This is a genomic window from Neisseria sp. HMSC056A03 (genome assembly GCF_001815685.1).
Lineage (GTDB): Bacteria > Pseudomonadota > Gammaproteobacteria > Burkholderiales > Neisseriaceae > Neisseria > Neisseria subflava.
The window spans coordinates 132,213-154,080 of record NZ_KV821626.1; the positions used below are offsets into that span (position 1 = coordinate 132,213).

General features: G+C 47.4%; 20 protein-coding genes. 11 read left to right on the plus strand and 9 right to left on the minus strand.

Annotated elements, in window-relative coordinates; translation table 11 throughout:
* Positions 1-63: 63 nt before the first annotated feature.
* Positions 64-726, minus strand: a complete 663-nt coding sequence (locus tag HMPREF3052_RS05560; RefSeq protein WP_070749053.1) for a DedA family protein — start codon at positions 724-726, stop codon at positions 64-66.
* A gap of 249 nt (positions 727-975) precedes the next feature.
* Between HMPREF3052_RS05560 and ubiD the strand changes: the two genes are divergently transcribed.
* Positions 976-2,454, plus strand: a complete 1,479-nt coding sequence (gene ubiD / locus HMPREF3052_RS05565) for a 4-hydroxy-3-polyprenylbenzoate decarboxylase (protein ID WP_070749055.1) — start codon at positions 976-978, stop codon at positions 2,452-2,454.
* A 267-nt stretch (positions 2,455-2,721) separates the two neighbouring features.
* Here the strand turns inward: ubiD and HMPREF3052_RS05575 are convergent, their stop codons facing one another.
* The 4 genes from HMPREF3052_RS05575 to nirK all read right to left on the minus strand — a co-directional run bounded on the left by HMPREF3052_RS05575 (position 2,722) and on the right by nirK (position 7,561).
* Positions 2,722-4,815: an AsmA family protein gene (locus HMPREF3052_RS05575; protein WP_070749059.1), complete on the minus strand. Its 2,094-nt coding sequence runs from the start codon at positions 4,813-4,815 to the stop codon at positions 2,722-2,724.
* A 178-nt stretch (positions 4,816-4,993) separates the two neighbouring features.
* On the minus strand, positions 4,994-5,263 hold the full coding sequence (rpsO, locus tag HMPREF3052_RS05580; protein WP_003679932.1) for a 30S ribosomal protein S15: 270 nt from the start codon (positions 5,261-5,263) through the stop codon (positions 4,994-4,996).
* Positions 5,264-5,473: 210 nt separating this feature from the next.
* On the minus strand, positions 5,474-6,229 hold the full coding sequence (locus HMPREF3052_RS05585) for a formylglycine-generating enzyme family protein (RefSeq protein WP_070749061.1): 756 nt from the start codon (positions 6,227-6,229) through the stop codon (positions 5,474-5,476).
* Between the two features lie 174 nt (positions 6,230-6,403).
* Positions 6,404-7,561: a copper-containing nitrite reductase gene (gene nirK / locus HMPREF3052_RS05590; RefSeq protein ID WP_070749063.1), complete on the minus strand. Its 1,158-nt coding sequence runs from the start codon at positions 7,559-7,561 to the stop codon at positions 6,404-6,406.
* A 399-nt stretch (positions 7,562-7,960) separates the two neighbouring features.
* On the opposite strand from nirK, the gene HMPREF3052_RS05595 reads away from it, so the two are divergent.
* From HMPREF3052_RS05595 to HMPREF3052_RS05605, 3 genes are all read left to right on the plus strand, one after another.
* Complete coding sequence (locus HMPREF3052_RS05595) at positions 7,961-10,216, plus strand: nitric-oxide reductase large subunit (protein ID WP_070749065.1); 2,256 nt, start codon at positions 7,961-7,963, stop codon at positions 10,214-10,216.
* 95 nt (positions 10,217-10,311) lie between these two features.
* Complete coding sequence (gene prmB / locus HMPREF3052_RS05600) at positions 10,312-11,211, plus strand: 50S ribosomal protein L3 N(5)-glutamine methyltransferase (protein WP_070749067.1); 900 nt, start codon at positions 10,312-10,314, stop codon at positions 11,209-11,211.
* Between the two features lie 274 nt (positions 11,212-11,485).
* Entirely contained in the window at positions 11,486-12,175 is a 690-nt protein-coding gene (locus tag HMPREF3052_RS05605) for a toxin-antitoxin system YwqK family antitoxin (protein WP_232444977.1), read from the plus strand.
* A gap of 45 nt (positions 12,176-12,220) precedes the next feature.
* On the opposite strand, the gene HMPREF3052_RS05610 is transcribed toward HMPREF3052_RS05605, so the two are convergent.
* Complete coding sequence (locus HMPREF3052_RS05610; RefSeq protein WP_003682296.1) at positions 12,221-12,781, minus strand: adenine phosphoribosyltransferase; 561 nt, start codon at positions 12,779-12,781, stop codon at positions 12,221-12,223.
* A gap of 168 nt (positions 12,782-12,949) precedes the next feature.
* On the opposite strand from HMPREF3052_RS05610, the gene gmk reads away from it, so the two are divergent.
* The 3 genes from gmk (at position 12,950) to HMPREF3052_RS05625 (ending at position 16,087) form a co-directional block, all read left to right on the plus strand.
* On the plus strand, positions 12,950-13,567 hold the full coding sequence (gene gmk, locus HMPREF3052_RS05615) for a guanylate kinase (RefSeq protein ID WP_070749068.1): 618 nt from the start codon (positions 12,950-12,952) through the stop codon (positions 13,565-13,567).
* Positions 13,568-13,619: 52 nt separating this feature from the next.
* Positions 13,620-13,826, plus strand: a complete 207-nt coding sequence (gene rpoZ / locus HMPREF3052_RS05620) for a DNA-directed RNA polymerase subunit omega (protein WP_003682294.1) — start codon at positions 13,620-13,622, stop codon at positions 13,824-13,826.
* 104 nt (positions 13,827-13,930) lie between these two features.
* Positions 13,931-16,087 carry a RelA/SpoT family protein gene (locus tag HMPREF3052_RS05625; RefSeq protein WP_070749070.1) on the plus strand — a complete coding sequence of 719 codons (2,157 nt, stop codon included), beginning with the start codon at positions 13,931-13,933 and terminating at the stop codon, positions 16,085-16,087.
* 117 nt (positions 16,088-16,204) lie between these two features.
* Here HMPREF3052_RS05625 and HMPREF3052_RS11605 read toward each other — a convergent pair whose 3' ends face one another.
* The 3 genes from HMPREF3052_RS11605 to HMPREF3052_RS05635 form a co-directional block, all read right to left on the minus strand.
* Positions 16,205-16,366 (minus strand): hypothetical protein, encoded by a 162-nt coding sequence (locus HMPREF3052_RS11605; protein WP_141756612.1) that lies wholly within the window; start codon positions 16,364-16,366, stop codon positions 16,205-16,207.
* A gap of 75 nt (positions 16,367-16,441) precedes the next feature.
* A complete protein-coding gene (gene recX / locus HMPREF3052_RS05630) occupies positions 16,442-16,903 on the minus strand; it encodes a recombination regulator RecX (RefSeq protein ID WP_070749072.1) in 462 nt (153 codons plus the stop codon).
* 100 nt (positions 16,904-17,003) lie between these two features.
* Positions 17,004-17,717, minus strand: a complete 714-nt coding sequence (locus HMPREF3052_RS05635) for a phosphoglycolate phosphatase (RefSeq protein WP_070749074.1) — start codon at positions 17,715-17,717, stop codon at positions 17,004-17,006.
* A 421-nt stretch (positions 17,718-18,138) separates the two neighbouring features.
* Between HMPREF3052_RS05635 and HMPREF3052_RS05640 the strand changes: the two genes are divergently transcribed.
* The 4 genes from HMPREF3052_RS05640 to HMPREF3052_RS05655 all read left to right on the plus strand — a co-directional run bounded on the left by HMPREF3052_RS05640 (position 18,139) and on the right by HMPREF3052_RS05655 (position 21,802).
* Complete coding sequence (locus HMPREF3052_RS05640) at positions 18,139-19,404, plus strand: Glu/Leu/Phe/Val family dehydrogenase (RefSeq protein ID WP_003685975.1); 1,266 nt, start codon at positions 18,139-18,141, stop codon at positions 19,402-19,404.
* A 160-nt stretch (positions 19,405-19,564) separates the two neighbouring features.
* Positions 19,565-20,380: an FKBP-type peptidyl-prolyl cis-trans isomerase gene (locus HMPREF3052_RS05645; protein WP_049352165.1), complete on the plus strand. Its 816-nt coding sequence runs from the start codon at positions 19,565-19,567 to the stop codon at positions 20,378-20,380.
* 96 nt (positions 20,381-20,476) lie between these two features.
* Entirely contained in the window at positions 20,477-21,103 is a 627-nt protein-coding gene (gene purN, locus HMPREF3052_RS05650; RefSeq protein ID WP_070749076.1) for a phosphoribosylglycinamide formyltransferase, read from the plus strand.
* Between the two features lie 30 nt (positions 21,104-21,133).
* The gene (locus HMPREF3052_RS05655; RefSeq protein WP_049329869.1) at positions 21,134-21,802 is read left to right on the plus strand and encodes a DUF3108 domain-containing protein; all 669 of its coding nucleotides are present in this window, start codon (positions 21,134-21,136) and stop codon (positions 21,800-21,802) included.
* Positions 21,803-21,868: the final 66 nt, after the last annotated feature.

Here is a 21,868-nt window from a genome sequence, read left to right on the forward strand (position 1 = left end):
GTTTCTGATGAATGATTGAGGCCGTCTGAAAGCAAGGAAGTGTTTCAGACGGCCTGGAATGGTTTATTGATTGGTTTGTTTTTTGGCTTTTGCAGCGCGTTTTTCGTGTAATTTTTCACGGAAGAAGGTATGGCGGCGGTGTTTTCTCCACCAAATCCAGCCGACAATGACGGCACCGATGCCCAGTACCGCAAAGATACCGGATTGCAGGCTGTGCATTTTTTTCATCAGCCAGTCGGTATTGCGTGCGCCGTATTCGCCCAGATAAATCCAAACCGGAACGGAAATCAGCGCGGCCAAGCCGTCCATCAGGATAAAGCGCAGGTAGGAAACCTTGCGGCTGATGCCGGCGGTTACGAAAACGGCGGTACGCAGGCCGGGCAGGAAACGGGCGACGAATAAAACCCAGTTGCCGTATTTGTCGAATTTTTCCTGTACTTGGGCGTAGCGTTTGGGTGTCATCACGCGCGCAATCGGTTTAAATTTAAGGATTTTTTGCCCCCAAATCCGGCCGGCCGCAAACATAAAGCCATCGCCCGCCAATACGCCGAGCATACCGACAAGAAACATAATATGAGGGTTGGTATAACCCAGGCCGGAAATCACGCCGCCGGTTACCAGTGTCAAATCTTCAGGAATCGGCACGCCGAAGCCGCAAATAACCAAAACGAAAAACACGGCCGCATAGCCGTATTCAACGAAAAAAGATTCTAAAAATGCAAACATGGCCGCTGTCCCACGATAGATATTGATTGATGACTGGATTAAGTTGGAATTTTACCAAAGATAAGGCCGTCTGAAAGCAATCACAAGCAGATATTGTTTAAATTTGACGGTAGTTTGCAAAAAATCTCGAAATTCGGACGTGGAAAGTTGGGATTTGAACAGATTTGGCAGGTACAATAGCCGCTGGTTTATCTTTTAAACCCGAAATGGCAGTCTGTTTTCAGACGGCCTGTTCAGGAAAATGAAATCATGAAATACAGAGATTTGCGAGAATTTATAGCCGGATTGGAAGCTGATGGCAAACTCAAGCGCATTCAGCATCCGGTGTCGCCGCATTTGGAAATGACCGAAATCGCCGACCGCGTACTGCGTGCCGAAGGGCCGGCGTTGTTGTTTGAGAATCCGATTAAGCCTGACGGTACGCGTTATGATTATCCTGTGTTGGCGAATCTGTTCGGCACGCCCGAACGCGTGGCGCTGGGCATGGGTGCGGACAGCGTATCCAAGCTGCGCGAAATCGGGCAGACGCTGGCGTATCTGAAAGAACCTGAACCGCCCAAAGGCATTAAAGACGCGTTTTCCAAACTGCCGCTGTTGAAAGATATTTGGAGCATGGCGCCGAACGTGGTGAAAAATGCGCCGTGTCAGGAAATTGTGTGGGAAGGCGAAGACGTTGATTTGTATAAACTTCCGATTCAGCATTGCTGGCCGGAAGACGTTGCGCCGCTGGTAACATGGGGCTTGACCGTCACGCGCGGACCAAACAAAAAACGCCAAAATCTCGGTATTTACCGTCAGCAGTTAATCGGCAAAAACAAGCTGATCATGCGCTGGCTGTCGCATCGTGGCGGCGCACTGGATTATCAGGAATTCCGCAAACTCAATCCTGATACGCCGTATCCTGTCGCCGTCGTGCTCGGCTGCGACCCTGCCACCATTTTGGGCGCGGTAACGCCTGTTCCCGATACCTTGAGCGAATACCAGTTTGCCGGACTGCTGCGTGGTTCGCGGACGGAGCTGGTGAAATGTATCGGCAGCAATTTGCAAGTGCCTGCCCGTGCTGAAATCGTGTTGGAAGGCGTGATTCATCCAAACGAAACCGCGCTGGAAGGCCCATACGGCGACCACACGGGCTATTACAATGAGCAGGATCATTTCCCCGTATTTACGATCGAACGCATTACCATGCGTGAAAACCCGATTTACCATTCGACCTACACAGGCAAACCGCCCGATGAACCCGCCGTTTTGGGTGTGGCGTTGAACGAAGTGTTCGTACCGCTTTTGCAAAAGCAGTTCCCCGAAATCACCGATTTCTACCTGCCGCCCGAAGGCTGCTCCTACCGCATGGCGGTGGTCAGCATGAAAAAACAGTACGCCGGACACGCCAAGCGCGTGATGATGGGTTGCTGGTCGTTCCTGCGCCAGTTTATGTACACCAAATTCATCATCGTGGTGGATGACGATGTGAACGTGCGCGACTGGAAAGAAGTCATCTGGGCAGTAACCACGCGCATGGACCCTGTACGCGATACCGTTTTGATGGAAAACACGCCCATCGACTACCTCGACTTCGCCAGCCCCGTCAGCGGACTCGGTGGCAAAATGGGTTTGGATGCGACCAACAAATGGACGGGCGAAACCGACCGCGAATGGGGGCGTGTGATTAAAAAAGACCCTGCCGTTACGGCTAAAATCGATGAGATTTGGGAGCGTTTGGGTTTGTAGATGTCAGATTTATTGGAATTTCTACTTCAAATATTGATGGAAATGATTGGGTCTATGTTTGAGGGTACGGTAGAAATATTGAGGCTCGATTGGAGAAAAAGAAAACTCTCCAAAACAGGCTTGATAATGTTGGTTATATGGTTTGCCATTATTGTTGCACTGATTGTGTATATGGTCATTCCTCAGTAAACATCTTATTCTGACAAGGCATCTGTTAAAAGGCCGTCTGAAACTTTTGGGGTTTCAGACGGCCTTTGACTTGAAAACCTAGCGTGGTTTGAGCCACTTCCATTGTTCTTGTATGGTTTCTTGCAGGGCTTTTTGTTTTTCTGCTGGTGTGTTCATGCCATTGGTCAAGCGGCTGTAGTCGAGGGTAATGGAAGGGTTTTGTACGGTTCCGCCGATTTTTAGGGGAATTGGTTTGTTTTTAGGTTGCAGTACGTTGCTGATAAGCAGGTTTTCCGATAGCTTTTGGGTATTCAAATCGGTATAGCCGCTGCTGACAACGTGCAGGCTGTCGGAAAACAGTTCGGTGTTGATATGATGGCTGATGCCTTTCTCGATTTCACTATTGAGGGTGAAATGATGGAAAGGGGTTTTGAGGTTGCTGTTGTCGATTTTTTCCGAAGAGATGCCGTTTTTCAGAATGCTGTCCATATCAATACCGTGCCATGCGCCGTTGGTAATATCGAGGAGCAGGCTGCCGTTTAGGGCTTGTATCATTTGGGTGCGGTCGTTGCCGGTGGTTTTTATGTCGATAACGGCGTCGCCGCTGCCGCTGAAGCTGTGGAAACCGAACAGGTCTTGTAGTAACGGTTGAATTTGTATGCCTTTTGCGTTTTGCTGAAGGTGGTAGGAAGCAGGTTGGGTCGCCGCAATACTCAGGCCGCCCTCGGTTTTGCCGCCATAAAGCCCGGCTTTGAAACGGTGCAGGGCGATATGTTCTTTATCGGCGGTGAGCAGGGATTCGATGTTTTCTAATTGCAGGCCGGCAGTTTGAATGCTGCCGATTTGGAGGTTGGCCTCAATGTCGGGCAACCAGGATTTAGCCAGCAGGGAAGGAAGGTTTAGTGATGGCTGGGTTTTCAGATCTTCCAAGTAAGGGGTCAGATTGAGTTTTTGTAAGGCGATACCGGCGTCAAGGTGCGGGCGCGGTTGGGCATCGCGTTGGTATTTAAAGGCCAAGGCAAGGGCTTGTCTGTCAAATGCACCTTTCAGACGGCCTTCCCATGTATTGAGGCTGAAATTGGCCTGGCCTTCGAGGGTGCTGATGAATCGGGGGCGGGGAAGGCGGTTGATGGTGTCTTGCAGGGTGCTGAGGTGCAGTTTGGGCGCATCGATGCCTTTGCCTTTTTGCCAAACCAATGGGCTGGAAAAGGTAAAGTTGGTTTGGAGGCGGTCGTTTTTATGGCTGCCTTTGAGTTCAAAATTGGCGGAGGTCAAAACGGTTGGATAGAGGTTGGCTTTGTCCAGTTTGAATGAACCGTCCCATTGGTTGTTTTCACTGCCGGCGGTCAATGCGCCGTTGAGTGTGTTGAGGTGCAAATAGCCGTTTTTGAATTGCAAGAGGGGCGAACGTGCGTTGATATGCAAGTTTTGATAGTCGCTTTCGGCTTGCAGATTGAAGTCGCGGAAAAGGACGGTCTGATTTTGCCAATTAAGGCTGCCTGCGATTTGGGCATCCAGCTTGTTTTTGAGTAATACGGTTTGCAGGTTTAATTTGAGGGAGGGAACGCTCCAGCCGGCATCATCTTGTACAAGATGGCCGGCACCCTGCCAACTGATGGGGTTGCCGATGTTTTGCAGTGTGCTGCTGATATCGAATGGACGGCCGTCTGAATCGGCTCTGCGCAGGGAAAATTGCAGATCGTTTAAGGCAATATCTTGCTCTTTATTGTGATAGCGGATGTTGCCGCTATTGATGATGACGCGGTTGAGTTGGAAGCTTTCTTTTGATGTGTGGTTTTGCTGCAGGCAGGCAGGCAGGTGGTTCTTGGGACCCAATGTCAGCGACGGATTGGAAAGAATCCATTTTTCAATAATGGGGGCGTCTGACCATAGGCTGCTCCAGCCAAAGCCCATTTTGGATTCGGCAATGCTCAGTGTCGGCGTGTCTGGTTCGGAAGATGAAAGGCTTAGATCTTTTAAAATAAGCGTAGGGCGCGGCAGCCATTTTCTGCTGATATTGGCATTGTATTTGACTTGGCAGCCATGGGCAGAAAAGTTTTTCTGTATGAATGCGTCAATGTTTTCTGTATTGAATATGCGGAACATTAAGGCACTCAAGACCGCCGCGAGGCATAAAAGCACGGCAATGCTGAAAACCAGGGTTTTCAGCCAAAATTTTCCTGAGTGCAACATGGAATGAACAGACAATTCAGATTCTCGCTTTGATGGGAGCTTTAAGGAGTGATTGGAAGTTTAAGCCTTGCTGCTTAAGCGTGTGGAAGTATAACACAGAGCGTGGGCCTGTGTTTCAGACGACATCGGTATGTTAATAAAAAACACCGCCCGAAGGCGGTGTTGATTTAAGCATAAATTATTTACGCAGACCCAGGCGGGTAATCAGTGTACGGTAAGTATCAGGCTGAGTACGACGCAGGTAAGACAACAGGCGACGACGTTGGCTAACCATTTTCAACAGGCCGCGACGGCTGTGGTGGTCTTTAGGGTTGGCTTTGAAGTGAGGAGTCAGGTCGTTGATGCGGAAAGTCAATAGAGCGACTTGTACTTCAGAAGAGCCGGTATCGCCTTCTTTGCGTTGGAAATCTTTAACAATTTGTGCTTTTTGTTCTACGGTCAATGCCATGATGGATAACTCCGAAAATAAAAGAACCTTTTCAGGTTCGGACAAGTTTGCCAAGCCGAACGACCTAAGCAAACTCCTAAGTGCCTTTTTATAAAGACGGGCGGATTATGCCACAATTTGTCTTTGTGCGCCATATCTTTTCAGACGGCCAAAAAAAGCGGCGATACCTTTCAGTACCGCCAAAGCTGCTTTGGTGATAAAAACTAAACTTTATTTGCTTGCGCAACGGAAGCCCAAGTTATTTAAAACATATTTGGACTGCAGACTGGTGCGGATGCCGTAGCGTAAGAATGCCGCATAGTTGGACGGATCGCTTGAACCTACGGATGCGCCGCTACAGAACATTTGCGTATTGGACGAGCCGGCAGAGAGTTGGCTGCTGTTGAAGTCTTCAGTCCATTCCCAAATCAGGCCGTGCATATCATATACGCCCCAATAGTTGGGTTTGTTTTTACCGATGTCGCGCAGACCGTTGCGACCGCCGTCTGCGTACCAATCTAAGATGGTGCGGTTGTAGCCAGGTTCGGCAGAGCCGTCTTTTTGAGTGGCAGAAGCCAAGCCTGCAAATTCCCACTCGTCAATAGTCGGCAGGCGTTTACCTTTGGAAACGCAGTAAGCATTCGCGGCGAACCATGAAACATTGGTTACCGGATGTTTGAGTTCGCTGGCTTTAGGCGCAAAACTGTTGCTGCCGTTCTTTACCCAATGTTTCAGGTAAGCTTTTTCAGCATGTCTGGAACTGATTTTGCCTTTTTGCCATTGCGGATGTGTGTTCACAAATTCGGCAAATTCGGCATTGGTTACCGGATATTTGTCAAGTTGGAAGGGTTTGACTTTAATAAGGGAAGTGTCTTTTTTGAGATAGAGAGGACGGTAGCTGCCTCCTTCGATTTTTACCATTTCGGCAGCAAATGTATTGCCGCAGATTAAGGCACTGCCTAAGAGGAGGAGTCGTATGAGTTTCATGGTACGCCCTTATTATCGATTGAAACAGGAAATTTATTTTTCAGATAGCCTAATCATAACAAGGCCGTCTGAAAAATCAATCTGTCTGATTTGAACAGGAAGATTAATCGTGATGGAAGCCACTGTTGCTCTAAAGAGTAGGGCAGCAGTGGCTTGGCGTATTAAACCGAGAGATTATTTAGCGGCTTCAGAAGCACCAGACGCAGCTGCTGGAGCAGAAGTGGCAGCACCGGCAGGTTGGTAAACGGTGTCGCTCAGTTTTTTGGTCATGATTTCAGGGTTTTCATCACCCTCAACTTTCAATTGACCCAAAGCACCTTTGTTGAACGCACGGAAGATAGAGTGGTCAACCAAAGTGTAGCTGCCTGGAACGTCGACTTTGAATTCGATCATGGCGGCGCCACCGGCAGGAATCACAGTGCTTTGTACGTTTTCGTTAATCAGTTTACCACCTTCAACATATACTTTGTCGAAGATTTCGCCGATAACGTGGAAAGAAGATACCAAGTTAGGACCACCGTTACCAACGTACAAACGAACAGTTTCACCAGTTTTAGCTTTCAGAGCGTTGTCGCCTGCGATAGAGCCTACGTGACCGTTGAATACAACGTATTCAGGTTGTTCAGCAATCGCTTTATCCATATCGAAAGGTTGCAAGCCTTGAGCACCTTTTTTACCTTTAGTATAGAAGTCGCCTTGTACGATGTAGAACTCTTTGTCCACTTTAGGCAGACCTTCTTTAGGTTCAACCAAGATCAAACCGTACATACCGTTGGCGATGTGCATACCTACAGGAGCAACGGCACAGTGGTAGATGTACAAGCCAGCTTGCAGTGCTTTGAAGCTGAAGGTAGAAGTGTGGCCAGGAGCAGTAAAGCTAGCTTCTGCACCACCGCCTGGACCGGTTGCAGCGTGGAAGTCAACGTTATGAGGAACGGTAGAAGAAGGGTGGTTAGAGAATTCAACTTCAACAGTATCGCCTTCACGTACACGGATCATTTGACCTGGAACGTCGCCGTTGAATGTCCAGTAGTGGTACTCAACACCGTCTTCCATGGTCATGGTTTTTTCAACGGTTTCCATTTTAACGCGTACTTTAGCCGGATGATCGCGATCAGTTGGAGGTGGAACTTCCGGAGCGTGAGTTACGATGGCATCGATTACAGGCAGTTCTGAAGAAGGAGTTTCTGCAGCAGCTTGTGGGTTGGAAGCGGCAGGAGCTTCAGCAGAAGCGGTAGCAGCCGGAGTTTCAGCTGGTTTAGCAGCTTGTTCGCCGCATGCGGCCAGTGCAAATACAGAAGCGATAAGTGCAGCTAAGGTTTGGCGTTTCATGTTTAAAGTTTCCTTATTGAAAGAAAAGTTAAGTATCCTGATAGGATGGTTTGAAATTTTGTATGATTATGTAGGCGCTTGTTTGGGTGTATTTTGACATAAATCAAATTGTTCAATGAATATGAATCTTTTAATCCTTAAATACTCCTTTAGTAGTATAAAAAACTAAACCGAAAAGTTTATTTTTGTGTGAAAATGTTAGTGTGGGCTTAACACAAAATATAACAAAGGAGGAGTTATACAGGATAATAGGAATCAATATCATGTAAGTTAATGGTTTTAAAGGAATATTATTGACAAAATATTTCTTTACTTTTAAAACCGTGATACAATCTTTAACATTCATATTTGATGAATTAATACCCAACCACTTTTTACCAAAATCAAGGAGTACTCAAAATGGGACAGTACAAGAAGCTTTGGTACTTGCTGTTTGCCGTACTGGCAGTATGCTTTACCATTCTTGGTTATATGGGTAGCGAGGTCTATAAAAAGGCTCCGCCATACCCTGAACAAGTCGTTTCTGCATCCGGCAAAGTCCTGATGACCAAAGACGATATTTTGGCAGGTCAATCTGCATGGCAAACTACCGGCGGTATGGAAGTTGGCTCTGTATTGGGTCACGGTGCATACCAAGCTCCGGACTGGACTGCCGACTGGCTGCACCGCGAGCTGGTTGCATGGTTGGATCTGACTGCGCAAGAAACTTACGGCAAAAAATTTGACGAAGTTTCTCCTGAAGAACAAGCTGTTCTGAAAACACGTTTGGCTGACGAATACCGCAACCAAAGCCGTATTAAGGAAGACGGTTCTGTCGTTATCAGCGATACCCGCGTGAAAGCGATCGAAAGCATTCTGCCTTACTACCACGGCGTGTACAGCGACGATCCTAAGTTTCAAACCACTCGCGAACACTTTGCAATGAAAAACAACACATTGCCAAGCCAAGAAGCGCGTGAAAAACTGTTCAACTTCTTCTTCTGGACTTCTTGGTCTGCTTCGACCAACCGTCCTGACGAGAACTTCACCTACACCAACAACTGGCCACATGAGCCTCTGATCAACAACGTACCGACTACTGAAAACTACATGTGGTCTTTCACCAGCGTGGTATTGTTGCTGATGGGTATCGGCTTGTTGATGTGGGGTTACTCTTTCTTGACCAAGCATGAAGAGGTTGAAGTACCTACTGAAGATCCTATCTCTAAAGTACAACTGACTCCTTCTCAAAAAGCGTTGGGCAAATATGTATTCCTGACTGTTGCGCTGTTTGTCGTACAAGTACTGTTGGGTGGTTTGACCGCTCACTATACTGTCGAAGGTCAAGGCTTCTACGGTATCGATACCGCACTGGGCTTTGAAATGGCCGACTGGTTCCCATATGCGTTGACCCGTACTTGGCACATCCAATCCGCTATTTTCTGGATTGCAACCGGCTTCCTGACAGCAGGTCTGTTCTTGGCTCCGATTGTGAACGGCGGTAAAGATCCTAAATTCCAACGTGCCGGTGTGAACTTCCTATACATCGCCCTGTTCATTGTAGTTGGCGGTTCTTACGCAGGTAACTTCTTTGCTTTGACTCACATCATTCCACCTGAACTGAACTTCTGGTTTGGCCACCAAGGTTACGAATACTTGGATTTGGGTCGCTTCTGGCAACTTCTGCTGATGGTCGGCCTGCTGTTGTGGCTGTTCCTGATGCTGCGTTGTACTATCTCTGCCTTTAAAGAAAAAGGTACAGATAAAAACCTGTTGGCTATCTTCGTAGCTTCTATGGTCGGTGTGGGTGTGTTCTACGCTCCTGGCCTGTTCTACGGTGAGAAATCTCCAATCGCTGTGATGGAATACTGGCGTTGGTGGGTGGTTCACCTGTGGGTAGAAGGCTTCTTCGAAGTGTTCGCTACTGCCGCCTTCGCATTCATCTTCTACAACATGGGCTTTGTCCGCCGTAGTACTGCTACTGCTTCTACTCTGGCAGCTGCTGCAATCTTCATGTTGGGCGGTATTCCAGGTACATTGCACCACTTGTACTTCTCCGGCTCTACCTCTGCTTCTATGGCAATCGGTGCATGTTTCTCCGCTTTGGAAGTTGTACCTTTGGTTCTGCTGGGTCGAGAAGCTTACGAACACTGGTCTTACCAACACCTGTCCGACTGGGCAAAACGTCTGCGTTGGCCTCTGATGTGCTTCGTAGCAGTTGCTTTCTGGAACATGATCGGTGCCGGCGTATTCGGCTTCTTGATTAACCCGCCGATTTCCCTGTTCTACATCCAAGGTCTGAACACTACTGCAGTTCACGCTCACGCGGCTCTGTTCGGTGTGTATGGTTTCTTGGCTCTGGGCTTCGTATTGCTGGTTGCACGCTACCTGAAACCTAATGTTCAATTTGACGACAAACTGATGACTTGGGGTTTCTGGCTGCTGAACGGCGGTCTGGTGGGTATGATTGCCATCAGCCTGTTGCCGGTCGGCGTGATTCAAGCTTACGCTTCTATCACTCATGGTCTGTGGTATGCACGTAGCGAAGAGTTCCTGCAAATGGAAATCTTGGATACCCTGCGTTGGGTTCGTACCGCTGCTGACTTGATCTTCATCGGTGGTGCTGTCTGCGTTGCTATCCAAGCTACCAAAATTGTATTCAGCCGCGATAAATAATCTTAAGCTGAATTAAATCGAAGGCCGTCTGAAAAGTTTTCAGACGGCCTTTCTGTTATAATTTCAACATTCTTAAATTGACAAGACAAAACATTATGTTTAACCAAGCTGCTCAAGAGCTGACCACTGTTCGCGATTTATTGCGTTTCGCCGTCAGCCGTTTTAATGATGCCGGACTGTTTTTCGGACATGGAAGTGATAATGCCCATGACGAGGCAGTCTATCTGATTTTGCACGCTTTGAACCTGCCTTTGGATATGTTGGAGCCTTATTTGGATGCTAAATTGTTGCAAAGTGAGAAGGAGGAAGTGCTGTCGATTATCGAACGCCGCGCAGTTGAGCATATTCCTGCCGCGTATCTGACGCATCAGGCATGGCAGGGCGAGTTTGATTTTTATGTTGATGAGCGCGTTATTGTGCCTCGTTCTTTCATTTATGAATTGCTTGGCGACGGTATCCGTCCTTGGATTGAACATGATGAATTGGTGCATCGAGCTTTAGATTTGTGTACCGGTAGCGGCTGTTTGGCCATTCAAATGGCGCATCACTATCCCGACGCACAAATCGATGCCGTTGATTTAAGCTTGGATGCACTGGAAGTGGCTGCGATTAATATTGAAGATTATGGCTTGGAAGACCGCATCAGCTTGGTGCATACCGATTTGTTTGAAGGTTTGGATGAAACCTACGACTTAATTGTTTCCAATCCGCCTTATGTCGACGCGGAATCTGTGGAGGCGTTGCCTGATGAATACCTACATGAGCCGGAATTGGCTTTGGGCAGCGGCGAAGATGGTTTGGATGCTACACGTCAAATTATCCTGCAAGCGGCGAAATATTTGAATCCGAAAGGTGTATTGCTGGTTGAAATCGGTCACAACCGTGAGGTATTGGAAGCGGCTTATCCCGAATTACCGTTTACTTGGTTGGAAACCAGCGGTGGCGATGGGTTTGTATTCCTGTTGACCCGCGAGCAATTACTGGGTGAAGAGTAGTTTATTTTGATGTAAATAAAACAAAGGCTGTCTGAAAAAGTTTCAGACGGCCTTTGTTTTGTATAATCTTTAATATTTAAAGAAAATACAAATGTCTATGGTATGCCGAATATGAAATCCAAGCAGGCTTTGAAACTATGGCTTATAATATTCGTCATAGTTTCTAATGTCAGTGAATTTTTATTACTGACTTTTTGTAGAACATATTACTGCCAAACTCCATATCATGAATAATTATTTAAAATCAGGCCTGTTGGCTGCTGCCTTGTTCAGTATGCCCGTTGCCGCCTTTGCCCAGCAACATACCGTTTATTTCAATCAAAACGGTAAACTGACGGCAACCATGCCTTCGGTTGCTTATGTCCGCCAATATAAGATTGAGGCAGGCAAGGCGCAGGTGCAGGATTTTTACTATCCATCGATGAAAAAATATTCTGATCCGTACGAAGTACCTGCCGGTCAGATTAAGGTTTTTGTGCCGGCGTTGGATAACGGTACGCTGACCCTGTGGCATTTCAACGGTCAGAAAAAGATGGTTGGCAGCTATCGCAACGGTAAACCGCATGGCGAATGGGTTAACTGGTATCCAAACGGCAAAAAATCTGCGGTAATGCCTTATCAAAATGGTCTGAGTGAGGGCGTGGGTTCCCGCTATTACCGAAATGGTGTGAAAGAAAGCGAAATCCAATTTAAGCACGATAAAGCCAATGGCCATTGGAAACAATGGTATTCAGACGGCAGCCCGAAAACCGAAATGATGATGAGCAATGACAAACCAACGGAGATCATCAGTTGGGATGAAAATGGCCGTGTTGTGTCTGAATTGAGTATTCGCAACGGTAAACGCAGCGGCATTATTTTGGATTGGTATGATGATGGTGCGAAGAAATCCGAGTTGGTTTATAAAGACGACCAGTTGGTGAAAAAAACTTTCTGGGATACGGACGGATACGTTCTCGAATGATTTTGACAATAAAAAACCGCAGGCTGATCAGCTTGCGGTTTTTTATTACATACAGCCTTTGTTTTGGCATAGGGTAAATAACGGTGCGCCGCTTTCACGGATTTTTTTGCCGCCGTCCAAGTCGGTAAATTCCAAAATGGCAGCCGCTTCGATTACTTCGCCGCCCAGTTTGCGGATCAGCTCGACACCTGCCAGCATTGTGCCGCCGGTTGCCACCAAATCATCTACCAACAAAACGCGTGCGCCCGGCTTGATGGCATCGGTATGGATTTCTACCGTTGCTTCGCCATATTCCAAAGCGTAACTTTGAGAAACCGTATCAAACGGCAGTTTGCCTTTTTTGCGGATGGGGACAAAGCCGACGTTCAGCTGATAGGCCAAAGCCGCGCCAATAATGAAGCCGCGCGCATCCAAGCCTGCCACGACATCAACTTTCTGCCCCATATAGCGGTAAACCAGTAAATCGACCAGCAGGCGGAAATATTCTGCGCTTTGCAAAACGGGAGTAATGTCATGAAACAAAATCCCTTTTTGCGGCCAGTTTTCAATTTTACGGATTTTGTCCGCCAAAGCTTCTACGCCCATTACTTCAGGATGAATCAACATTTCGACATTCCGAAATCAAAAAGTTTTTAACACGATATTGTAGCGGTCATATGCGGACTTGCCAAATTAATCGATACAATAGCCAAATTTTGCAACATGCCGTCTGAAATTCCGAGAAACATTGTGTTGTGTTATAATTTACAGGTACATACCATCGGCTGAACCACCATGCAAAATCATAAAAAAGGCAATATTTACATCATTTCTGCCGCTTCCGGCACAGGTAAAACGACCTTGGTGTCGCGCCTGTTGAAAAATCATGACGACATCCGTGTTTCTATTTCTCATACCACACGCCAGCCGCGTGAAGGTGAGGTACATGGTGTGCATTACCACTTTGTTCCCAAAGAAGAATTTGAATCACTGATTGAGCAAAGAGCCTTTTTGGAACACGCCAATGTGTACGGCAATTATTACGGCACCAGCATTGCCGGCGTGAATTCGTTGAGCGAAGAGGGCTATGACGTAATTTTGGAAATTGATGTGCAAGGTGCGGCGCAAGTGCGTAAATCGTTGCCTGAAGCCAGCAGCATTTTTATTCTGCCGCCTTCCTTTGAAGTATTGGCGCAACGTTTGATCGGCCGTGGTACAGACAGCGAAGAAGTTATTCAAACACGCCTTTCAAAAGCCCGTCATGAGATTGAGCAATCCGTTTTGTTCGATTACGTCGTTGTGAATGACGATTTGGATCGTGCCGAAGCCGATTTATTCCACATTATTAAAGCAGGCCGTCTGAAAAAATCCTCTCAACAGGGATTTATCTCAAACCTGTTGGAAAATTCCTAAAAAACAGCGAAAATAACCGTTTATTTGAAACATAGAAAGAAAGCAAGCAAACATGGCCCGTATTACTACTGAAGACTGCACAGGTAAAATCCCTAACCACTTCGACCTTACCCTCGTTGCCGCCCGTCGCGCACGCCAATTAGAAAACGGCAATACGCCTTTGGTTGACGACATCCGCAACAATAAACCAACCGTAACCGCCCTGCGCGAAATCGCAGCCGGACAAATCGGAACCGAGCTGCTGACCCGCAACAAATAAACCAACCGGCAAACCGATAAAACCGCCGCGCGGACTGTATCGGTGCGATATCACAACCGATACAGTCTGACGGCTTAAAAATAGCCATAAAAGGCCGTCTGAAAATGCCAGCCCCACTGCCTACCGCCCCCTATGATCCGTTGACAGCGGAAGCGCGCGAGCTTTTGTTTCGCACCGCATCCTATCTCAATACCAACGAGCAGGCCGAGCTTGAAAGAGCCGTTGCCTACGCTTTCCACGCCCATGACGGACAAACCCGTAAAAGCGGCGAACCCTACATCACCCATCCCCTTGCCGTTGCCACGCAGCTTGCGATTTGGCACATGGATGTTCAAGGCCTCTGCGCGGGCGTTATGCACGATGTATTGGAAGATACGGGTGTAACCAAAGTCGAAATGGCGGCAGAATTCGGCGATACCATTGCCGAAATGGTAGACGGCCTCTCCAAACTGGAAAAACTCAAATTTGAAGATCATGCCGAGCATCAGGCGGAAAGTTTCCGCAAGCTTATCCTCGCCATGACTAAAGATGTGCGTGTCATCGTCGTCAAACTTGCCGACCGATTGCACAATATGCGCACCCTTGGCTCTATGCGTCCGGAAAAACGCCGCCGCATCGCCAAAGAAACCCTCGAAATCTATGCTCAAATCGCCAACCGCATTGGCCTGAACAATGCGTATCAAGAGCTTCAAGACTTATCGTTCCAAAATCTCCACCCAAGACGCTACGAAACCCTGAAAAAAGCCATGGACAACAGCCGCAAAAATCGCCGCGATGTTGTCGGCAAAGTGTTGCGTGCATTCAGTCAGCGTTTGGTCGGTGTCAATATTGAAGCCAAAATCAAAGGCCGCGAGAAAAACTTATACAGCATCCATCAAAAAATGCTGGCTAAAAAACTGCGTTTTGCCGAAGTGATGGATATTTACGGCTTTCGGGTCATCGTAAACAGTATCCCTGCCTGTTACGCCGCGTTGGGCGCATTGCATAATTTATACCACCCCAAGCCCGGCCGTTTCAAAGACTATATCGCCATTCCGAAAAGCAACGGTTATCAAAGCCTGCATACGACCTTGGTCGGTCCTTACGGTTTGCCGATCGAAGTGCAAATCCGTACGCGTGAAATGGACGCTGTGGCTGAGGGGGGTATTGCCGGCCATTGGATTTACAAATCCGGTAAAAATACTCCGGACCAAGCCGTCCTCCATATGAACCGATGGATGAAAAATATTCTTGACCTGCAGGCCAGCAGCTCAAATGCCATCGAGTTTCTGGAGCATGTCAAAGTCGATTTGTTCCCCAACGAAGTCTATATCGTTACCCCGAAAGGCGATATCCTTACCTTGCCTAAAGGGGCGACACCGATTGACTTTGCCTATGCCGTTCACACCAATATCGGTCATAAAACCGTTGCCGCGCGTATCAATAACGTCATGATGCCGTTGCGTACCAAGCTGAAAACCGGCGATACGGTAGAAATCATTACTTCCGAGCATGCCAAGCCTAATGTAGCATGGCTGAACTTTGCCGTTTCCAGCCGTGCGCGCAGCGCCATCCGCCAATACATTAAAAATCTGAATCGTCACGATGCCGTTGTTTTGGGTGAGAACCTGCTGCAAAAAGCTTTATCCAGCCTGTTGCCTAAAGACATCCTGCTTTCAGACGACCTCAAGGAAAAATACCTTGCCGATTTGAATACCAAACAAACATCGTTTGAAGAGGTTCTCTACAATGTCGGTATGGGGCATACTTTGCCGGTACACGTTGCCATGCACATTGCCGAGTTGGCAGGCCAACATTTTGGCAGCACGGTCAAACTCAGCCCGATCAAAGTCAACGATCAAGAAACCGGCCGGATTCATTTTGCCGAATGTTGCCATCCGATTCCAGGCGATGCGATCCGCGCCTTATTGGTCAAAGACAAGGGTATGATTATCCACCGAGATACTTGTCAAACTTTGGTCAAAGCCGATCCGGAAGAGCAACTCGATGCGGGCTGGGACAGTTTGCGCAATCAAACGTACCGCACCATTCTCAATGTCAAATCTGAAGATGCGCATGGTTTGCTGGCTTCAATGGCGCAAGCGATTTCCAATTCCGGTGCGGATATCGAATCTGTGGATACGCCAACCAAAGCGCAAGCAGGAACGGAAGGTTTTGTAGAATTTAAATTCACAATTAAAGTCAAAGACTTGGATCAGGTTAATCAGATTATTCATGCAATGCATGCCAATCCGAATATCCGCAAAGTGATTCGAGGATAATCTCGTTATAAGCAAAGGCCGTCTGAAAGTGTTTTCAGACGGCCTTTTTGATGTTTACAAATAAAAGCTGTTGGCTTTTTTAAGAGGGTTTATGGCTTTTTTGTAATTGGATTGGGTTTAATTCAACCAAAAACGGAAAACCAAGAAGAAAACCAAGGCCAAAACGCCGGCCCAAACCAGCAACATGAATCCGGCTACTGCCTGACCCAAGCGGTAAACAGGATTTTTGCGTTCGTCTTCGATTAGGGGATTAGGTGTATCGTGCGGTTTGTCGGACATGATGAAGCTCTGATTGAATTATTGAATAAAAGCGTAAGGGTACGCCGATAGAAGCAAAGATTCAAGTGGGAATGATTATTGATAGAAGTCTTCGTCTTCATTCCACGCGGTTTTTAAGGCCGTCTGAATGGTGTCGGAGCCAAAGCCGCGATAGGCAAGGAAACGCGCTTGTTTTTGTTTTTCTTTCAAATCTTGAGCTTCTTGCTTGAATTTTTTACACAAGACGGAAATGGCGGTTTGCAGCTCGTCTTCCCTATCGGGTAAGAACTCCCGACAGTCGTCTGCATCGATACCTTGTTGCGCCAAGGCTTGCTTGAGGCGGAGCGTGCCATAACGGTTGCTCTTGCTGTGAATATAGGCTTCTGCGTAACGCTGGTCGGATTGCCAATTTCGTTCGGCGAATTCGTCCAAAACCTTTTCCAATTCTTCTTCGCTTTCAGCGTGGGGAGCCAGTTTGCGTTTCAAGCCGACACGGCTGACTTCCTGACGGGAAAGAATATCTAAGGCGCGGGCGCGTAAGGTTTTGGGAGGTTTCATGGGGATATGGAAGGGTAGGGATTTTAACTACATTGAATTACATTTCAGACGGCCTGATTGGGTGAAAGCACCGAAAAGGCCGTCTGAAAATAAAGCCGAATTATTCTTCGTCTTTGTTTTTTTGCGGTTGCAGATTTTCGTAGATTTCAGGCAGGGTGCGAATCAACAAATCAGGTTTGGTCGCTTTGTCTTGAGAGAGCAAGGTCATGTCGCCGTAGCCGAATGTTACGCCGACACTGAAGCAACCGGCCGCTTTGGCGGCAATAATGTCATTTTTAGAGTCGCCCACCATCAGCATATTGGCAACGTCGATGCCCAAAACTTCGGCCGCATGTTGAAGCGGCAATGGGCTGGGTTTTTTCTCGGTCAGGCTGTCGCCGCCGAGAACCAGGCTGAAATAGCCGTCGAGATTAAGCTGTTTCAGCAGCTCGGCTGCCAGCACTTCGTTTTTGTTGGTAATGACAACCAATGGAATACCCAAGGACTTGAGCAGGCCGAGACCGGCTTCGGTTTCAGGGTAGGGGCGAGTAAAGTCGCTCAAGTGCTCGCGATAATATTTCATAAAGAACACAAAGCCTTTTTCCCAGATTTCAGGATCGGCTTCTTTTTCACGATCATTGGTAATGACGCGATGAACCAGCTTGCTGATGCCGTCGCCGACATAACTTTCAACCGTTTGGGTGGGTAAAACAGGTAAACCCAAGTGCGCACACATGGCTTGGGCTGCTGCGGCCAAATCGGGAACGGAATCACATAAGGTACCGTCCAAATCAAAGGCAACGGCTTGAACGTGTTCTAAAGCAGCAGTGGTCATTAAGTAGCTTTCTGTCATATTATTTAAGCGCTTATTTTAACATTGTTTGCCTGATTTGCCGATGTTTTGCTGATTCTTTAAAAAGATGTTTGTTTAAATTGTTAACAATTTTTGATGGTGTAAGACTGTCAGCCTATTGGGAATGTGAAAGGGATTTTGTCAACAAAAAGGGTGGTTTGGTAGGTATTAAAAAACAAAGGGTTTGTGTGTTTTTTTGAATGGTTTGATGAGCATTTATACTAGGCCGTCTGAAAATTTTTTGGTTGGTGTGCCGATATTTTCAGACGACCTCAAACTAAATTCATATATAAATGAATAGATTCGCTTTTTATCGACTACACGCTATTACATTTTTGTCCGTTTTTGTATATAGTAACGTGTATGGCTCTCGTCTAATCATATGTATGAAAAGGAAAAATACATGTCCGCATCTGCTGTAAAAGAAACGCTGAATCCGTTTGAAATTGCGCAAAAACAAGTGAAAACTGCCTGCGACCGTCTGAATGCCGATCCAGCAGTATTTGAAATCTTGAAAAAGCCGCAACGTGTTTTGGAAGTCAACTTCCCTGTCAAACTCGACAACGGTACAGTAGAAAACTTCACCGGCTACCGTTCACAACACAATAATGCCGTCGGCCCTTACAAAGGCGGCGTGCGTTTCCATCCCAATGTGAATATGGACGAGGTTAAAGCCCTGTCTATCTGGATGACCATCAAATGCTGCGTGGCAGGTATTCCTTATGGCGGCGGTAAAGGCGGTATTACTTTGGATCCTCGTAACTATTCTGAAGCGGAATTGGAACGCATCGCCCGCGCTTATTCCGAAGCTATTTCTCCGCTAATTGGTGAGAAAATCGATATTCCTGCTCCTGATGTGAACACCAACGGCAAAATCATGTCTTGGATGGTTGATGCCTATGAAAATGTGGTGAAACATTCTGCACCGGGTGTATTCACCGGCAAACCGGTTGAGTTTGGCGGTTCCTTGGCACGTACCGAAGCCACCGGTTACGGCGTAAACTTCGCTGCCGTCCAAGCTTTGGAAAAACTGGGCAAAGACGTGAAGGGTGCTACTTACGCCATTCAAGGTTTCGGTAACGTGGGCTACCACACCGGTTACTATGCACATAAAGCTGGTGCGAAAATCGTTGCCGTATCTACTGTTGACGTTGCCATCTACAACGAAAACGGCTTGGATATGGAAGCAATCATCAAAGAATTCCAAACCAAAGGTTTCATCACCAATGAGGCCGGCTACGGTAAAGAAATCAGCAATGCCGAACTTTTGGCTTTGGATGTGGATGTACTCGCCCCTTGCGCGCTGGAAAACCAACTGACTTCTGAAAATGCCGGTAAAGTACGCGCGAAAATCGTGGTTGAAGGCGCAAACGGCCCGACCACTCCAGAAGCCGACGTTATTCTGCGTCAAAACGGCGTATTGGTTGTTCCTGATATTTTGGCAAACTGCGGCGGCGTGGTGGTATCCTATTTTGAATGGGTACAAAACCTGCAAGGCTACTACTGGGAGTTTGACGAAGTTCAAGAGAAAGAAACCGTTGTCCTGCGCCGTGCGTTCCGCGATATTTGGAACTTGGCTCAAGAATACGATGTCGACCTGCGTACCGCTTCCTACATGATGAGTATCCGTCGTGTTGAAAAAGCAATGAAACTGCGCGGCTGGTATTAATCGTTTGACCGATAGCTAAGAGTAGGCCGTCTGAAACCTGTTTTCAGACGGCCTTAATGTTTTTGATAAGCGCCTTTACAAATTTTTATCCACCTTGATTCCATTTCATTCAAACTCAGCTATAATCCCCTTTTTTGACCTTTCCGGAAAAGACATAATCATGAACAAAACTTTCAAATTCAGCGCATTGGCTTTGTCTGCTTTGTTGGCACTGACTGCTTGCAACCAAAAAGACACTGCCGCTAAAGACGCCCCTGCTGCTTCCGCAGCTTCAAATGCGACTGCAGATGCTTCTGCCATCGGCTCTACTGCCCAACAAGCCAGCTACGCAATGGGTGTGGACATCGGCCGTTCATTGAAACAAATGAAAGACCAAGGTACGGAAATCGATTTGAAAGTCTTCACCGAAGCCATGGAAGCCATGTTTGAAGGTAAAGAAGTCAAAATGACTGAAGCCCAAGCTCAGGAAGTGATGATGAAATTCCTGCAAGAGCAACAAGAAAAAGCCACTGCCAAACGTGCTGAAGATGCCAAAGTAAACTTGGAAAAAGGCGAAGCGTTCTTGAAAGAAAACGCGACTAAAGAAGGCGTGAAAACCAGCGCTTCCGGTCTGCAATACAAAATCATCAAAGAAGGCGAAGGCAAAAAACCGACTAAAGACGACATCGTTACCGTTGAATACGAAGGCCGTCTGATTGATGGTACCGTGTTTGACAGCAGCAAAGCCAACGGCGGCCCTGTAAGCTTCCCTGTAAGCCAAGTGATTCCAGGTTGGACTGAAGGTATCCAGCTCTTGAAAGAAGGCGGCGAAGCAACATTCTACATCCCTGCTAAATTGGCTTACCGCGAAGTTGGCGCCGGCGATAAAATCGGCCCGAACGCTACTTTGGTATTCGACGTGAAACTGGTTAAAGTCGGTGCGCCTGATGCTGCTGCACAACAACCTGTACAAGTTGACGTACAAAAAGTTCAATAATCCGAATCAAGGCTTACGCCCTTAAACAACGGATAAAAGGCCGTCTGAAAAATTCCGTTTCAGACGGCCTTTATTCCAAACAAACAAGGAATTATGATGAAAAATATCGTCATCCTTATTTCCGGACGCGGCAGCAATATGCAGGCGATTGTGAATGCCAATATTCCCGATGCCAACATTGCAGCCGTATTGAGCAACAGCGAGACCGCAGCCGGATTGGCATGGGCGGCAGAGCGCGGTATTGCCACCGACAGTTTAAATCATAAAAACTTCGACTCGCGTCTGGCATTTGATCAGGCAATGATGGAAAAAATCGATGCCTATCAGCCCGATTTGGTCGTATTGGCGGGCTTTATGCGCATTTTGACTCCGGAATTCTGCGCCCATTATGAAAACCGCCTGATCAATATCCATCCGTCCATCCTGCCTTCCTTTACCGGTTTGCACACCCACGAACGCGCATTGGAAGCAGGTTGCCGTGTGGCAGGCTGCACCATCCATTTCGTGACGCCCGAGCTGGATTGCGGCCCGATTATTTCACAAGGCATTGTTCCTATTTTGGACGGCGATACTGCTGACGACGTTGCTGCACGCGTGCTGACGGTTGAACACCAGCTTTTCCCGCAAGCCGTTGCCGACTTTGTTGCAGGCCGTCTGAAAATCGAAGGCAACCGCGTTTTGAATGCACAACGCAATGCCGCCGGTCAAAGCCTGTTGGCTTAATTAAAACACCATACACACAAGGAAAACATCATGAATCCGATTAAAACAACCCTGCTGACACTTTCCCTGCTCACTGCCTCTATCGGCGCACAAGCCGCTGAATTGCCGCAATCTGCCGTTTTGCAATACTCAGGCAGCTACGGTATTCCTGCGACCATGACCTTCACACGTAGCGGCAACCAATACAAAATCGTCTCTACCATTAAAGTACCGCTTTACAATATCCGCTTTGAATCCGGCGGCAGCATCAACGGCACGACCTTGCATCCGTCTTACTACAAAGATGTACGCGGCGGCAAAGTGTATGCCGAGGCCAAATTCTCCGGCGGCAATATCACTTATGGCAAAGCCGGTGATTTGAAAACCGAAAAATCCGGCCCGGCCATGGACTTGTTCACTTTGGCATGGCAACTGGCCGCCAATGACGTGCGCCTGCCGTCAGGTTTGAAAATTACCAACGGTAAAAAACTGTACACCGTCGGCAGCATGAACAAAATCGGTAGCGAAAGCTATAAACTGAACGGTGGTACAACGCCTGTGAGCAAATATCGCGTCCGCCGTGGCGATGATACCGTTACTTACTCTTTTGCTTCCGATATCGACAATATCCCTGCGCAAATCAGCTATACCGATGACGGCAAAACCTACAACCTGAAACTGACTTCCGTCAAAATCAACGGTAAAGTAGTGAAACCGTAATCTCTATTTGCTCAAACAAGAAGGCCGTCTGAAAAGTTTGAACTGCACCCCAAAAGTTGGACATCC